Source organism: Enterococcus sp. DIV1224 (assembly GCF_050555455.1).
GTDB classification, from domain to species: Bacteria; Bacillota; Bacilli; order Lactobacillales; family Enterococcaceae; genus Enterococcus_B; species Enterococcus_B lactis.
The window spans coordinates 30,301-46,545 of sequence record NZ_CP187859.1; the positions used below are offsets into that span (position 1 = coordinate 30,301).

Consider the following 16,245-nt stretch of genomic DNA (forward strand, 5'->3'; position numbering starts at 1 on the left):
ACAAATGAACGAATTCATTTTTGTAGAAACGAATTCGTTAGCTTCAGAAAAGATTGATACGCCGAAGTATTCGTATTGGCGTTCGGTCATGCGTAAATTCTTTTCAAACAAAGTTGCGATTTTTATGCTGATACTGATGCTGGCTGTCTTATTGATGAGCTTTATCCAGCCATTATTCAGCGGATACAAATTTATGGATGTAAAAGATATCAATGACTTTACGAAACGCTATAATCCACCAAGTGCAAAATTTTGGTTTGGTACAGATGCTAACGGCATGTCCTTATTCGATGCAGTTTGGGCAGGGGCGAAAACATCGATTTCCATCAGTGTCATTGCTACATTGATCACTACAGTTATTGGTGTAGTAGTAGGGGCGATTTGGGGAACATCGAAAGCAATTGACCGTTTCATGTTGGAAATTTACAACATCATCTCGAATGTGCCAACTTTACTGATCGTTATCGTTCTCTCTTATACGTTTGGTTCGGGATTTTGGAATTTGATTTTTGCGATGTGTGTGACGAGCTGGCTGAGCGTAGCTTACTTTATTCGGGTACAAGTCATGATCATCCGCGACCGCGAGTATAATTTAGCCTCAAAAACACTAGGAACACCGACCTTGCGGATGATTTTTCGTAATATCCTGCCTTATCTGATTTCTATCATCGTGACAGATGTATCTAGAGCGCTACCTTCGTTTATTTCATATGAAACCTTTCTTTCATTCTTAGGCGTTGGGTTAAGCAGTGATGTTCCTTCCCTCGGACGATTGATCGCAAAATATACGAATAACATGAGCAATTACCCTTATCTTTTCTGGATTCCTGTGACTGTACTGGCGTTAGTTTCTGTTTCTTTATACATCGTAGGACAAACTCTTGCAGATGCGGCAGATCCAAGAACACATATTTAGGAGGCAAACAATGGAGAATCAAACAATTTTATCAGTAGAAAACATCTCGGTCAGCTTCCATGTTCGTCACCGCGAATTAAAAGCGATCAGAAATGTCTCATTAGAGCTAAAAGAAAAAGAAACATTAGCCATCGTTGGTGAATCAGGATCAGGAAAATCAGTTCTGACAAAAACATTCACCGGGATGCTGGAACAAAACGGCAATATCACTTCAGGAACGATCCGCTATAAAGACAAGATATTAAGCGAATTGAAAAAGGATGAAGAATGGGAAGATATTCGGGGAAAAGAAATCGCGACGATCTTCCAAGATCCTATGACTTCACTGAATCCTATCAAAACAATTGGCTCACAAATCTCAGAAGTCATCATCAAACACCAGAAGAAATCAGCGAAAGAAGCGAAACGCTTAGCTGTCGAATTGATGGAAAAAACAGGAATCCCTAATGCGGCAAAAAGATATGATGAATATCCTTTCCAATACTCTGGTGGGATGAGACAACGGATCGTCATTGCTATTGCATTGGCTTGTCGACCTAAAATCTTGATTTGTGATGAACCGACAACCGCTTTGGATGTAACGATCCAAGCACAAATCTTGGAACTAATCAAAGAGCTTCAGGAAGAATATCAATTCACAACGATTTTTATCACCCATGATTTGGGCGTTGTCGCGGCTATAGCAGACAAAGTAGCTGTTATGTATGCTGGACAGATCATCGAAAGCGGAACAGTTGAAGAAATTTTTTATGATCCAAAACATCCCTATACATGGAGCTTGCTTTCTTCTTTACCACAATTAGCACAAAAAGGAGATGTGCTTTACTCTGTACCAGGAACACCACCTTCTTTATATAAAGATATCCAAGGAGATGCTTTTGCGCCTCGCAGCGCCTATGCGATGAAGGTCGATTTTACTAGTGAACCGCCTATGTTCCAAGTATCCGAAACCCATTTTGCGAAGACTTGGCTGCTGGATCCTCGTGCACCGAAAGTACTTAAACCAAAACAAATCGAAAATCTTCATGAAAAAATGATTGCTTTGGCTGCAGAATTGGATAGTGAAGAGCAAGACGGGGGGAAGCAAGTTGTCAGCTGATAAAAAAACTTTGTTAACTGTAAAAGATTTAGAAATCACTTTTGGAGAAGGAAAAAGCAAGTTCGTAGCTGTCCAAGACGCCAACTTTGATATTTATAAAGGAGAAACGTTCTCTCTCGTAGGAGAATCTGGTTCAGGCAAAACGACGATTGGCAGAGCAATCATTGGGTTAAATCCGACAAGCAAAGGGGATATTCTCTTTGAAGGGAAAAAGATCAATGGTCCCTTGTCGAAAAAAGAACAAGCAGAAAAAATCCGTAAGATCCAAATGATATTCCAAGACCCATCCGCATCGTTGAACGAACGGGCAACAGTAGAATATATTATCTCAGAAGGTCTCTATAATTTTAACCTGTTCCACTCGGAAGAAGAACGTTTGGAAAAGGTGGCAAAAATCATCAAAGAAGTCGGACTACTTCCAGAGCATATGTACCGCTATCCTCACGAATTTTCCGGCGGTCAAAGACAACGGATCGGGATCGCTCGTGCATTAGTGATGGAACCTGAATTAGTCGTAGCGGACGAACCAATCTCTGCTTTAGATGTTTCGATCCGTGCGCAAGTGTTGAACTTACTGAAAGATGCACAAAAAAAACGAGAAGTGACATATCTTTTTGTCGCTCATGATCTATCAGTCGTACGTTTTATTTCAGATAGGATCGCTGTGATCAGACAAGGACATATTTTAGAACTAGCTGAAACGGAAGAGTTATTCAACCATCCGCTTCATCCATATACAAAGGCATTGCTTTCAGCTGTGCCTATACCAGATCCTATTTTAGCAAGGAAAAGAAAATTACATGTGTATGATCCTAGCATACATGATTATACAAAAGACGGTCCGGTTTTCGAGGAAGTACGCCCCGGACATTTTGTATACGGGAATCAAAAGGAATTAGAAGCGTATCGAAAATTGTGAGATCTGCAGTTTGACTGGACACCGAAAGTCAGGTGATCAAACATGATAGTTAATCGATATTTTGGTAAAAGCAAGGGGAAGACAGAGAAGTCTTACCCCTTCTTAGTCCACAAAGGGTGGATGAATTGGAGGATTGTTTATTTTGTAAAATAGTGAATGGAAGATTGCACCGAAGAAAAATAGTTGAGAGTGAAAATATTCTTGTATTTTTAGATAACGCAGGAGATGTCGATGGTCATATGATCGCTCTAGTCAAAAAACATCGGGTCAATTTAATTGATTGCGAGCAAGAACTATTTATTGAATTGATGAACGTCATTCGAGCGGTTTCTCTTCATTGCGTCGAAAATTGCGGTTTTGATGGCGTCAATTTGATCAAAGCAGAAGATGAGACAGTAGAAGAACATGTCTCTCACCTTCATTTCCATATTATTCCTAGAAAAAAACAAGATGGGGTGGATGCTTGGCCCTTATTTACCGGCGCGATGAATGATTTAGAGACTATGCACCAGCTTCTTGATATGAGACAAAGGACAGGAGAAAAATCCAGTGCATAAAAGAGAAGAATGTACGCTCTTAGATACGATTCATTCGGTTTTTAATAAAAAAAGATAAGGTAGCGAGTTGCTTAGAAAACTTGCTACCTTATCTTTTTTTGTTAATACGACTCGAATGTTCGTTCTTTGTTTTGACTTTTCCAAGCCTTTTTCTTCTTGATACTAATTTTATGAAAAATCAAGAAATAATTGTTATACTAGGTAATGCTGACAAACGGGATTGGTATTTCATTTTGATTCAGCTTCTTTTCAAATCACTAGGAAGGAGGGATAGATTGTTCAAGACTTATTTTCGTTTCAATAAAATACAAGATAATCCTTTTCGTATCATGAACCTGATGCTACTTATCTTTATCGTATTATGGTTAGGTTACATAAATTATGACTTTTTGATTTCAAGTTTTTCATCATTAGGGATCTTTACTTTTTTCTATTATCAAAACATACCGATGAAATCTTTGCTGAAACGTATGTTTTTGATCGGTTGTGGACTTTTGTTTGCTTTCGTTCTAGGGATTTTGTCAACTTATGTTTTATGGCTTGAACCATTTGCTGTAGCTTTGGTTGCTTTTTCCAGCAGATTCGTGTTGCGATTATTCCATATCTCTAAACCAGGTGGCTTGTTTTTTGCGATGCTTTCTGCCATGGGAACGAGTATGTAGCTGCCAATCGCTCAATTACCGATCGTCTCGCTTTATTTTTTTATGGGTGTCGTTTTTGCCCTGATTGCGGCAGTGATTACAAAATTACTGGATTCACGACCTGAGCAGACAATTGAAAAAGCGACTCTAAAAGAAAGGTTTCATGAAGAGCCTTTGGTGATCATTGATTCTGTTTTCTACAGTGCCGCCTTGTTTCTGTCCGTTTATGTCAGTCATGGCTTGAATCTGCATAATCCTTATTGGTTGACCTTGTCATGTGCATCGATTTTGCTGGCGGAAAATTTAGATGCGATGAAGCATCGACAAGTCCAATATCTGATTGGATCGATGGGTGGGTTATGTGTGTCAGCAGTCTTGTCATTTGTGCCGTTCACGCAACTGCAGACGATTTTTCTGATTACGTTTCTTTACGGAATCGCACAATTTCTAGTTGCTAGAAATTACGCAGTTGCTAATATTTTTCTTAATCCCATGGCGTTGATGCTATCTACACTTATTCGCGGGGCCTATCTGATGTCTTTGATCGAATATCGTTTTTTAGGAATCATCATAGGAAGTTTCATCGGTTTAGGTGTTGCGTGGGTAATGAATGTCGGGCTGCAACATTATTTAAATGTCGTTCGAAAGAAATTAGAATAGAAGGACAAATAGAAGTATATGTGCTAAAAAAGGTTGTGAAAAAGTCATTTTCACAACCTTTTTCTTAATACTCAAAACTGAGCGGCTTTTTCACAACCTCAATTAATCGAATGATACTTCAAAGCGGACAGAAGTAGGAAATTCCGCAATGATTTCGTTTAATATAGTTGGTTTCACGTTTTTTACCTCTTGTCTGTGTTTCTAAATTGGTCGCACTTTTTCTTCTGATGCAACAATTTTATGTCTATCCGAGTGAGCTACACGTTTCAAAAGATAGACGAAATTGATTTGCTGATAGGTTTTATCTGTGTTTTCTTCAATTGAAAAGGTACTTTCAATGAGGGCAAGCAAACGGACGATTTTTGTTTCATAACCAGTTTCCTCCAGCATCTCGCGAACAACGGCTTGTTGACTTGTCTCAAAACGTTTGACCGCTCCGCCAGGCAATACTTGGATGCCCTGTTCATTGTTTTCCCTGCTCAAAAGAATAGCATCTGTTTCCTCATTCCATAAAATTCCAGATGCCTGTATATCAAATTGAAAATTCTCTTCTACCATACGCAAATCATTTGTTTCCATTCCAACGCCCACCAATCTTTTTCGCAAAAAAATTTTTATATTTATTTTATCATCAATTTTTGTTTATGTTGGCGGCTGGGCAAACTTTTTTGAGATAATCATCGCTTTACTTGAAAGTCGTACAGATATTCTTGCTTTCTCCATAGTGAAGGTTCTACACGTCGCTTTTCCGTAAGAGACAAGCTACTTAGGTCGAGTTCCCAGATGATTAGATTATTATCATGATCATGGCTAGCAATCGCTACGTGTTCATCGTCAATCACGGAGACAATAAATACCCCACTAAGATCCATGTTTGTCGGGAGTTTTTTAGTAGTTTCTGCAGTCTCAAGATCAATAAAGTAGATCGTGCCGTTACTTGAAAAGTAAACAAGCTGATCTTTATAAATAAAACTTCCTTTTGAAAAACTGAATCCTATATCTTCCAGTATTATTTCTCGGTCTGTTTCTTTAAATGTATACGATGAATCTTTCAGCGAATAGCTAAATAATCCAGCTCGCCGATTATTAGCAAAATCAAAAGCCACTCCGTATAAGTGGTTTTCATGAACATTTAGCCGATAACCTATCAGATATTCACTCCCTTCTATATTGGGGAACGAACCAAGGTTCTCACTGATAAGCGTATCTTCAGAAAGATAGAGTCTATCAACAAATAATTTTCCTATTTCTTCGTCACGTAAAATATAGAGAGACTGCTCATCGTTTCCAGTCGAAAAAATATGCCCGTTGATAATCGTATAGTCATTATTAAAATAAAACCCGTGGTGCTAGTTAATTTTTTCCTAGAGGAAAATGTCTAAACATGTTGGTAAATCAACAAAAAAACGCATATAGTAGTCTCAAAACTCCCAAGAAATGAGGACTACATATGCGTTCATCAAAATATACTGAACATTATACAGATACTTTTATAACATTCAAGGAAATTATGAGAACTGTTTCTAACATATACCACAATTGTGTACCAGATAAGATTAAAAACCGAAGAAATACTGATCAACTGAAGCAACGCGATACAGTGATTATTGCTTGTGTTATATGGGGCATAATTAATGGCTATACTAGCCAAAGAGCCACGTATAGAGCGGTTTGTTCCGTCTTATTTCCTAATGGTGACTTTCCTAGTAGGAGTCGATTCACTCGCTTAAGTTCAAACTTAGCTTACACTATCAAGATTATTCGATACTTTTTCATCAAGAAGCTCACCAAAGGTGAACTAGTCGGAATTATAGATAGTTTTCCTAGTCCATTATGTAAACCAGTTAGAAATAGACAAGCAAAACTATTGAATCAAATAGCCAAAGTTGGCTATAACTCAACAAAAAAATCTTATTTTTATGGTCTTAAAATTCATATGATCGTTACTAAGACTGGCTTTCCGATTACTTACTCAATCACGAATCCAGGTGTCCATGACGTGAAAGTGTTAGAGACTTTATCGGAAGAAGCGAATCTTTCCAATATCCTAGGGGACAAAGGATATATTAGCCATAAAATCTATGAAAAGCTTGCCCTTAAGGGCATTACTATATCCGTTCCGCCACGTAAAAACATGGATAAATCAGAAAAACTAGACCATAGCTTACTTGGAAAACAAAGAAAAACAGTTGAGACTGTTTGTTCTTCCTTAGAAAAATTAGGTTGTCAAAATTTCAACTCACGTTCTGTTAAAGGGCTAGAGAGTAGATTTGAAAGCATATTACTGGCTTACAGTGTTCTATTAAGTCGAGCACAACGACGTTTTGAAGGAACTTTGAGATATTCTTTAGGATATTAAAATTAACTAGCACCACGGGTAAGCTATAGTATTTTTTAGGAAAAGGGGGTGTTCAGAAAATGAAAATTTTCTGGGCACTCTTTTTTGCAAGTATAATTTGATCATTTGTCTATCTTTTGTGTCTACAAACTCGTCAAAAAATCTAAGTTCTGTTAAAAATTTGGTTTTTTATTTATAAAAGTAAGGAGAGGTTTAATAAGCACTAATTTCTTATGAGATAAGCCGAAGTTTTCCAAAAATTCAAGAAATAATCTTCTAAAACTGTTTTCTTGAAGCTACTTAAAAATAGAATAGAGATATACAAGAACATTATTATTTTTGGAATATGTAGTTTTGGCCTATCGTTTTTATGTAATAAACGTATACTGAATTTTTAGGAAGTGTTTGATGGAGAAAAAAGAGGAAGTACTATTAACAAAAAATAGCTTATCAATAAAAACTATTACTAAACAAAGAGATTATTGGCTACAAAATGGTTGCAAAAATAAAAAAGAACCGCGAATCCCTTGAGTATCAAAGGATTCACGTTTTTTTTAACTATTCCCACTCCACTGTTGCTGGTGGTTTAGAAGTGATATCATACACGATGCGGTTGACATGGGCTACTTCGTTTACGATACGTACAGAGATTTTTTGCAAGACTTCCCATGGGATACGGGCAAAGTCAGCTGTCATTCCGTCGATTGAAGTCACCGCACGGATACCGACTGTGTAGTCGTAAGTACGTCCGTCACCCATAACACCGACAGAGCGGATTCCTGGAAGAACAGTGAAATATTGCCAGATATCACGGTCAAGTCCAGCAGCTGCGATTTCTTCGCGCAAGATAGCATCAGATTCGCGTACGATTTCTAGCTTGTCTTCAGTGATTTCGCCAAGAACACGAATACCAAGACCAGGGCCAGGGAATGGCTGACGCCAAACGATTGAATCAGGCATGCCTAATTGAGTACCTAATTCACGGACTTCGTCTTTGAATAGTGTGTTTAATGGTTCGATCAATTCAAATTGCATATCTTCTGGCAGTCCACCTACGTTATGGTGAGATTTGATCGTTTGTGCTGTTTCTGTACCAGATTCGATAACGTCAGTATACAACGTTCCTTGTGCTAAGAAAGAGACGCCTTCTTCACCAGCAAGTTTTGTTGCTTCGTCATCAAAAACATATACGAATTCATTCCCAATGATTTTACGTTTTTGTTCTGGGTCAGATACACCTTTCAACTTGTCTAAGAAGCGATCTCTTGCATCGACTTTGATGATGTTCAAGCCGAATTTTCCGCCTAGACTTTCCATTACTTGTTCCGCTTCGCCTTTGCGTAGCAGACCATGGTCAACGAAGATAGATGTCAATTGGTCACCAATCGCTTTTTGTAAAAGAACCCCAACGACACTAGAATCAACGCCGCCTGAGAGACCAAGCAAGACTTTTTTGTCACCAACTTGTTCACGGATTTTTTCTACTTGCATATCGATAAAGTTATCCATTGTCCAGTTACCTTCACAGTGGCAAACATCAAAGGCAAAGTGGCGCAACAATTCGATTCCGTATTCGGAATGACGTACTTCTGCATGGAATTGGATACCATAAAAATTACGTGTTGTGTCTTGGATAGAAGCAATCGGACAATCTTTGCTTGTTCCGACTGTTTCAAAGCCTTCAGGAACTTTAGTTACCAAGTCACCATGGCTCATCCATACTGTTTGTTGTTTTGGTGTTTCTTTAAACAAGACAGCTTGATCGCTTGTTACTTCTAACAAGGCTTTCCCATATTCGCGGTTTTTAGCAGGCTCTACGGAACCGCCAAGTTTGTATGTGATCAATTGCATACCATAGCAAATCCCTAATACAGGAATACCTAAATTGAAGATATCAGGATCGATCCCAAATGCATTCTCATCATATACACTGTTTGGTCCGCCAGAAAGAATGATTCCCTTTGGATTCATCGCTTTTACTTCTTCTGCAGTAATGCGGTGGCTCAATAATTCGGAAAAGACTCCAAGATCACGAATACGTCTTGTGATCAATTGGTTATACTGACTACCGTAGTCTAATACGATAATCTTTTCAACGTTCGTCATATCGGCAACGTTTGTCAAATTTATTACCCCTATCCCTTTAAATTTTATCTCAAAATAGTCAAACTATTTTAAAATGCTAATATTTTCGCATGAAAATCGAATCGATAATATGATTTTCAGTTTTATGGAGAATTATATCGGCTCTTCCTCGTGTAGGCAAGATATATTCCTGTAAATTTTTCAAATTCACATTTTTCCATACATCTTTTGCCATTTTAAAGGCTTCTTCACGATCTCCGATAGCAAAACGATAATAATAATTCTCTGGATTTTGGAAAGCCGTATCCAGTAACGCGCCAAAACGATCCAAATACCATTTTTCGATCAGCACGGGATCGGCATCGACATAGACAGAAAAATCAAAAAAGTCGCTGACGTAGATTTGCTGATTCGCAGGTAATTGAAGCGTATTGATCCCCTCAACGATCAAGATATCAGGTTGCTGGATCAGCTCGTACTTATCCGGAATGATATCATATACATCATGTGAATAAACAGGTACTTTTATCTCTTCCTGACCAGATTTTACACGATTCAAGAAGTCGATCAGCATCTCCATATCATAACTTTCAGGAAATCCTTTGCGATCCATGATTCCACGCTCTTTTAATATACGATTTGGATAAAGAAATCCATCAGTCGTGATCAGCTGAACATTTCTTCGTTTGAAGGTACGAGACAAAATCGTCTGCAGCAGTCTGGCTGTGGTACTTTTTCCAACGGCTACGCTTCCGGCAATCCCGATAATAAAAGGCGGTACTTCTACATATTTATGAAGAAATAAACCTTTACTCAAGAACAAAGATTCGAATTCTTTCATATATAGATATATCAGATGAGCAAGAGGTACGTAGATATCTCGAACATCCTGCATGGAAATGCGGTCATTCAAACTTTTGATATTATCTAGTTCATCTTGTGTCAAAGGTGCTTGCCCATTACGATAAAATTCTCGCCATTCTTCTCTTGCCACACGGTAGTAGTTCATTGGATCATTCATATTAGCCTCCTGCGTTCTCCCATCAATGGAACTATTTTAACACAAAATAAACACAAACCCCACCACTTAAGAGAGATTGCCAATCTTTTTGTACAATCTTTATAATAGAAAGAAAAGGAGTTTTATTCTTGACTTGCGCACGGATACATAAAAGGATAGACTGTTGACTTGAAAGAAACGAGAAGGATGGAAGACATGACAAATCATTACTATTCTGAACGCCCAGATACGGCGCACGATTTTGAACAATGGGCTTTTGAGTTAAAAGGCAGAACCTTTCAATTTGTAACTGATTCTGGTGTATTTTCACGTGAAACAGTGGATTATGGTTCACGTGTCCTGATTGATGCTTTTGATTGGGAAGAGTTACCTGATGAAGGAAAGATCTTAGATGTGGGATGCGGGTATGGACCGATTGGGCTAGCTTTGGCATTTGCGACACAACGGTTTGTTGAAATGGTCGACATTAATGAGCGAGCAGTGAGTCTAGCGCAAGGAAACGCAAAGCGTAACCAAATCGAACAAGTGGACATCCATCAATCAAATATCTATGAAGTACTTCATGAAGAAACCTATGCAGCTATTGTCAGCAATCCGCCAATCCGTGCTGGAAAAAAAGTCGTACATGAAATCTTGACAGGCGCATATCCTCGGTTGAAGCAGGGCGGTACACTGACAATTGTGATCCAGAAGAAACAAGGAGCGCCAAGTGCGCAAAAGAAGATGGAAGAAACATTTGGCAATGCAGAAATCGTCACAAAAGATAAAGGATATTATATCATCAAAAGTGTGAAAGAATAACTAGCTGAAAAATAATAGAGCGACGAAAAAGTGGAACTGGGCGTGCATGTAAGGGTACGTATCAGTTCTTTTTTTGTTGAGAAGTTTTTAAAAACAAAGAACTGTTTTTTTCTTCAAAAAGAAATAGTAGGAACAGAGTCGTTGTTTTTTACGATAAAATAAATAAGATACAGAACTTGTATAGAACGCTGCCAAGTTGGTAGATAAAGGAGATTTTTATCAAAAAACATACTTTCTTTTTTTCTCTATTCTTTTCTTGGGGGTTTTGGTACACTGATAGGGAATTTAGATAGAAGGGAGCCACTAGGGTGAAGCTGACCATCAGAGATATTGCAGAAATGGCAGGGGTATCAGTAACAACTGTCTCACAGATTTTGAATAACAAAGGAAGCCGATTTAGTGATAAGACAAGAAAAAAAGTGTTGTCGATCGTGAATGAACATCATTATAAACCCGATTATTTCGCTTCAAATGTGATCAATCGACATTCAAAGACCATCGGAATGATCGTCCCTGATGTCACTGATTTCTTCTTCTCCAAACTGATCGAAGGTGTAGAGAGCTATTTGAATCCTTTGGGCTATGTGATCATGTTATGCAATTCTCGTCATAGCCAAGAAAATGAGATCAAGTATTTACAAGAGCTTTCCCACCGCTCAGTGGATGGGATCTTGCTGGCAACACCAAATATTTTACCTGAGAAATACGCATTAGACAGCGGATTTTATCAAAAAATGCCGATTATTTTAATCGATCGCGGATTGAATCGTCGGGATAACGGACGGCTTATCGTAAAGGAATATGAGGGCGCCTATCAAGCCGTTTCACTATTTATTGAAAGCGGCCATACGAAGATCGGCATGCTGAAGGAAACCACTGGATACTATCAATTAGAAGAACGTTTCAACGGATATCGTCATGCGCTGAAAGATCATGGCCTGCCTTTTAATGGGAAATTTGTTGAACATGGAGAGTTGACTGTCCAAGGTGGCTATACTGCATCAAAAAAATTACTCAAACATAAAGATATCACGGCTATTTTTTGCGGGAATGATGCCATGGCGATCGGCTGCTATCAGGCGATAGATGAATTGGGCAAAAAAATCCCAGAAGATATCTCTGTCATAGGATTCGATGGATTAAAACTGTCAGAATACATGATCCCGCAATTGACGACAGTGCAGCAACCAAGTTTTGATATTGGATTTTATGCTGCGCGTTTCCTAATCGATACGATCGAATTTCCTCAAAGAAAAGTTCCGAACAAAGTGTTCGAAACAAAATTAATTATTCGTGAGAGCGTAAAAGTATTGACAAAGGGCTAACTCGGCGGTATATTGCTTATGTAAGCATTTACAAAGGCGATTTGGTGCTTTTTTTATTTTTAGTAAACCAGTTTACTAAAGTGGTTTACCTTTCCTAAAAATAATGTATAATACCGAATGAAGACAAGGAGGATCAGACAATGCGAATGGTGGATCTGATTGAAAAAAAGAGGGATGGAAACGAGCTGTCGAAAGAGGAAATCGAGTACATCGTCACGAACTATACGAATGGAAAGATTCCAGATTATCAAGTCAGTGCATTATTGATGGCAATTTTTTATCAAGACATGACAAATGAAGAAATCACGAACTTAACATTGGCGATTGCTAATTCTGGTGATGTCATCGATTTGAGTTCTCTTGAAGGAATAAAGGTAGATAAGCATTCGACAGGTGGCGTTGGTGACACGACCACATTGATTTTAGCCCCCCTAGTAGCTAGTGTCGGAGTGACAGTGGCTAAAATGTCTGGACGCGGTCTAGGTTACACAGGTGGCACATTAGATAAGCTAGAAGCAATTCCCGGATTTCAGATCGAGCTTTCGGATGAAGCATTCGTGCGCATTGTCAATGAAAGCAAAGTAGCAGTAATCGGTCAATCAGGAAACTTGGCACCGGCGGACAAAAAATTGTACGCTTTGCGTGACGTCACAGCGACCGTCGATTCTCTTCCGCTGATTGCCAGTTCGATCATGAGTAAAAAGATCGCGGCAGGAGCAGATGCAATCGTTTTGGACGTGACCACTGGAGACGGTGCTTTCATGAAGAATATCGAAGATGCAAGACGTCTGGCAAAAACCATGACAAGCATTGGCAAACTAGCGAACCGAGAAACAGTGGCGGTAATCTCGGATATGTCAGAACCTCTTGGCGAAGCAATCGGAAATAGTCTAGAAGTTGTCGAGGCAATCGAAACATTACAAGGAAATGGTCCAGAAGATCTAGTAGAAATGTGCTACGCCTTAGGAAGCCAAATGGTTGTTCTTGCTGGCAAAACTAAAACAATCGATGAAGCAAGAACGTTGCTTCAAGAAGCTCTGGAATCAGGTAAAGCGTTAGCAAAATTCAAAGAAATGATCCAAAATCAAGGGGGAGACCCAACGATCGTGGAACAACCAGAACGAATTTTGACTGCACGTTACACAATGGAGCTTCCTGCTAAACAAAGCGGAGTCGTGTCAAAAATCGTGGCAAATGAATTAGGAATTGCTGCAATGATGCTAGGTGCTGGGCGTAAAACCAAAGAAGACGATATTGATCACGCCGTTGGATTGAAACTGCATAAAAAAATTGGTGACACTGTGACAAAGGGCGAGTCATTATTGACAATCTATAGTAATGATAAAGAAATCTCTTCTGTTATTGAATTATTATATAAAAATATTGAAATTGGCGAGTCAGCAATGAAGCCAACATTGATTCATGACATTATCACAGAATAAAAGGAAAAAAGCGGATTTTACCGTTTGAAAGAAAAGGGGAAAAGAAATGGAACTAAACCGAATGATCGACCATACTATTTTGAAAGCAGACGCATCTAAAGAAGCTGTGATGCAAATTATCGAAGAAGCGAAAAAATATCATTTTTACTCTGTCTGCATCAATCCAGCATGGGTTGCGCTAGCAAAAGAACAATTACAAGGCGAACCAGTAGCCGTATGTACAGTGATCGGGTTTCCTTTAGGAGCAAACACATCCGAGACAAAAGCATTTGAAACGACAGATGCCATCAATAACGGTGCAGATGAAGTCGATATGGTCATCAATATCGGTGCGTTGAAATCAAAAGATGATCAAAAAGTTCAAAAAGATATCGAAGCAGTTGTTGAAGCAGCAAAAGATCGTGCACTTGTCAAAGTGATCATCGAAACATCTTTATTAGATAGAGAAGAAATCATCCGAGCATGCGAATTAGCAAAAGCTGCAGGCGCTGATTTTGTCAAAACATCAACTGGTTTCTCAACGGGTGGTGCAAAGGTAGAGGATGTCCGCTTGATGCGTGAAACGGTAGGACCAGAAATGGGCGTCAAAGCTTCTGGCGGCATCCATAACGAAGAAGAAGCAATGGCAATGATCGAAGCGGGTGCTACAAGAATCGGAACAAGCGCAGGAGTAGCAATCGTATCTGGTTCAACTGGCGAAGGCTATTAATTTTCAAAGGAGAAACTCATGGCAGAACTCAAACAAGAATGGATCAACACAGCTATTGAAGCGTTAGATAAAGCATACGTTCCTTATTCCCATTTTCCGGTAGGTGCTTGTCTCGTAACAGAATCAGGCAAGATTTATCAAGGTATCAACATCGAGAATGCATCATTTGGATTAACGAATTGTGCCGAGCGCACAGCTTTCTTCAAAGCCGTATCAGAAGGAGAAAGATCGTTTACCCATTTAGTCGTAGCAGGGCACACCCCTGATCCTATTTCTCCATGTGGTGCATGTCGGCAAGTAATGGCAGAGTTCTGTGCTCCTGATATGCCGGTTACGCTAGTGGGAGACAATGGTGTGACGAAGGCAACGACCGTTCGAGAACTACTGCCTTATGCATTTACTGAAAAAGATCTATAACTCATGTTCATTCAGTCAGCTGACTGTTGAAAAATAAAACAATTATTTTAGGAGGCTTTACAGAAATGAAAAAAGCAAAATTATTTGGTTTAGGTGCTGTCGCACTAGCAGCAGGGTTATTTTTAGGTGCATGCGGCAACAACGGCTCTACTGATTCATCCGGTGGCAAAAGCTCATCAGACACAACAACTGCAGCATTGATCACAGATACAGGTGGTGTAGACGACCGTTCATTCAACCAGTCAGCTTGGGAAGGATTACAAAAATGGGGGAAAGATCAAGGTCTTTCACGAGGCAATGATGGCTTCCAATACTTCCAATCTTCAAACGAATCAGATTATATCCCAAATATCGACCAAGCATTGAATGCTGGATTCAAAACGATTTTTGGTATTGGTTATAAACTAAAACCAGCGATCCAAGAACAAGCAACAAACAATACAGGTACGAACTTCGTTATCATCGATGATGTGATTGACGGATTAGATAACGTTGTATCTGCAACATTCAAAGACAACGAAGCTTCTTATCTTGCAGGGATTGCAGCAGCTTACACGACTGAAACGAACGTAGTCGGCTTTATCGGCGGCGTAAAAGGTGAAGTAATCGATCGTTTTGATGCTGGATTCAAAGCCGGTGTTGATGCAGGTGCGAAAGAACTAGGAAAAGAAATCAAAGTATTGAACCAATATGCTGGTGACTTCTCTGCTCCAGATAAAGGACGTTCAATTGCTCAAGGTATGTATGCACAAAATGCAGATATCATCTTCCATGCTTCAGGTGGTACAGGTAACGGTGTATTCCAAGAAGCAAAATCATTGAACGAATCAGGCGACAAAAAAGTTTGGGTTATCGGTGTTGACCGCGACCAATCAGACGAAGGCGAATACACATTGAACGGCGAAAAGAAAAACTTCACATTGACATCTACACTGAAAGCAGTTGGAACAGTAGTAGAAGATTTGGCACAAAAATCAGCTGACGGTAAATTCCCTGGTGGTGAACACACTGTTTATGGATTGAAAGAAGACGGTGTTGGTCTAACAGAAGGACAACTTTCTGATGAAGCGAAAAAAGCAGTGGATGAAGCAAAAGAAAAAATCATTTCAGGTGACGTAAAAGTTCCAGAAACTCCTGAAGAAAACTAAAACCATTTCTATAGCCTTGTTAGACACATGTTTGACAAGGCTATGGTTTGATTAGAACAAGAATTGTTCATTTATCCAAGCTGCCTTGAGACAGTTTGGATAAGGGAACAACTCCCTGAAGTAATGTTTGTTTCAAAAGAAGAACGCTCACTAAGCGTGAATCTTAG

General features: G+C 39.1%; 15 protein-coding genes and 1 pseudogene. 12 read left to right on the top strand and 4 right to left on the bottom strand.

The genetic code is table 11. The features are described from left to right. The first annotated feature begins 4 nt into the window (after window positions 1–4). From oppC to IGK53_RS00145, 5 genes and pseudogenes are all read left to right on the top strand, one after another. Window positions 5–916: an oligopeptide ABC transporter permease OppC gene (gene oppC, locus IGK53_RS00125; RefSeq protein ID WP_047928056.1), complete on the top strand. Its 912-nt coding sequence runs from the start codon at window positions 5–7 to the stop codon at window positions 914–916. A gap of 10 nt (window positions 917–926) precedes the next feature. Then, window positions 927–2,015: an ABC transporter ATP-binding protein gene (locus IGK53_RS00130; RefSeq protein ID WP_002292656.1), complete on the top strand. Its 1,089-nt coding sequence runs from the start codon at window positions 927–929 to the stop codon at window positions 2,013–2,015. After that, window positions 2,005–2,934 (top strand): ATP-binding cassette domain-containing protein, encoded by a 930-nt coding sequence (locus IGK53_RS00135; protein ID WP_002292658.1) that lies wholly within the window; start codon window positions 2,005–2,007, stop codon window positions 2,932–2,934. Before IGK53_RS00130 ends, IGK53_RS00135 begins: the two co-directional genes overlap by 11 nt. 125 nt (window positions 2,935–3,059) lie before the next feature. Then, entirely contained in the window at window positions 3,060–3,491 is a 432-nt protein-coding gene (locus IGK53_RS00140; RefSeq protein WP_002336611.1) for an HIT domain-containing protein, read from the top strand. A gap of 275 nt (window positions 3,492–3,766) precedes the next feature. Then, window positions 3,767–4,792 (top strand): annotated as a pseudogene (locus IGK53_RS00145) (FUSC family protein). Between the two features lie 201 nt (window positions 4,793–4,993). Here IGK53_RS00145 and IGK53_RS00150 read toward each other — a convergent pair. Then, a complete protein-coding gene (locus IGK53_RS00150) occupies window positions 4,994–5,371 on the bottom strand; it encodes an NUDIX domain-containing protein (RefSeq protein ID WP_002329765.1) in 378 nt (125 codons plus the stop codon). A gap of 98 nt (window positions 5,372–5,469) precedes the next feature. Beyond that, window positions 5,470–5,898 carry a hypothetical protein gene (locus IGK53_RS00155; RefSeq protein WP_002329764.1) on the bottom strand — a complete coding sequence of 143 codons (429 nt, stop codon included), beginning with the start codon at window positions 5,896–5,898 and terminating at the stop codon, window positions 5,470–5,472. A 344-nt stretch (window positions 5,899–6,242) separates the two neighbouring features. Between IGK53_RS00155 and IGK53_RS00160 the strand changes: the two genes are divergently transcribed. Continuing rightward, window positions 6,243–7,151, top strand: a complete 909-nt coding sequence (locus tag IGK53_RS00160; RefSeq protein ID WP_430604843.1) for an IS982-like element ISEfm1 family transposase — start codon at window positions 6,243–6,245, stop codon at window positions 7,149–7,151. Window positions 7,152–7,688: 537 nt separating this feature from the next. Here the strand turns inward: IGK53_RS00160 and guaA are convergent. Beyond that, a complete protein-coding gene (gene guaA, locus IGK53_RS00165; protein WP_002291100.1) occupies window positions 7,689–9,254 on the bottom strand; it encodes a glutamine-hydrolyzing GMP synthase in 1,566 nt (521 codons plus the stop codon). Window positions 9,255–9,312: 58 nt separating this feature from the next. Further along, window positions 9,313–10,236, bottom strand: a complete 924-nt coding sequence (coaA, locus tag IGK53_RS00170) for a type I pantothenate kinase (protein ID WP_002288627.1) — start codon at window positions 10,234–10,236, stop codon at window positions 9,313–9,315. A 195-nt stretch (window positions 10,237–10,431) separates the two neighbouring features. On the opposite strand from coaA, the gene IGK53_RS00175 reads away from it, so the two are divergent. The 6 genes from IGK53_RS00175 (at window position 10,432) to IGK53_RS00200 (ending at window position 16,078) form a co-directional block, all read left to right on the top strand. After that, window positions 10,432–11,037 (top strand): class I SAM-dependent methyltransferase, encoded by a 606-nt coding sequence (locus IGK53_RS00175; protein WP_002309852.1) that lies wholly within the window; start codon window positions 10,432–10,434, stop codon window positions 11,035–11,037. Window positions 11,038–11,345: 308 nt separating this feature from the next. After that, window positions 11,346–12,362: a LacI family DNA-binding transcriptional regulator gene (locus tag IGK53_RS00180; RefSeq protein ID WP_002291103.1), complete on the top strand. Its 1,017-nt coding sequence runs from the start codon at window positions 11,346–11,348 to the stop codon at window positions 12,360–12,362. Window positions 12,363–12,502: 140 nt separating this feature from the next. Further along, on the top strand, window positions 12,503–13,804 hold the full coding sequence (locus IGK53_RS00185; protein ID WP_430604845.1) for a pyrimidine-nucleoside phosphorylase: 1,302 nt from the start codon (window positions 12,503–12,505) through the stop codon (window positions 13,802–13,804). Between the two features lie 46 nt (window positions 13,805–13,850). Continuing rightward, window positions 13,851–14,513, top strand: a complete 663-nt coding sequence (gene deoC, locus IGK53_RS00190; protein ID WP_002291107.1) for a deoxyribose-phosphate aldolase — start codon at window positions 13,851–13,853, stop codon at window positions 14,511–14,513. 18 nt (window positions 14,514–14,531) lie between these two features. Beyond that, on the top strand, window positions 14,532–14,930 hold the full coding sequence (locus tag IGK53_RS00195; RefSeq protein WP_002291109.1) for a cytidine deaminase: 399 nt from the start codon (window positions 14,532–14,534) through the stop codon (window positions 14,928–14,930). Between the two features lie 65 nt (window positions 14,931–14,995). Next, complete coding sequence (locus IGK53_RS00200) at window positions 14,996–16,078, top strand: BMP family lipoprotein (protein ID WP_002291111.1); 1,083 nt, start codon at window positions 14,996–14,998, stop codon at window positions 16,076–16,078. The last annotated feature ends 167 nt before the right edge of the window (window positions 16,079–16,245 follow it).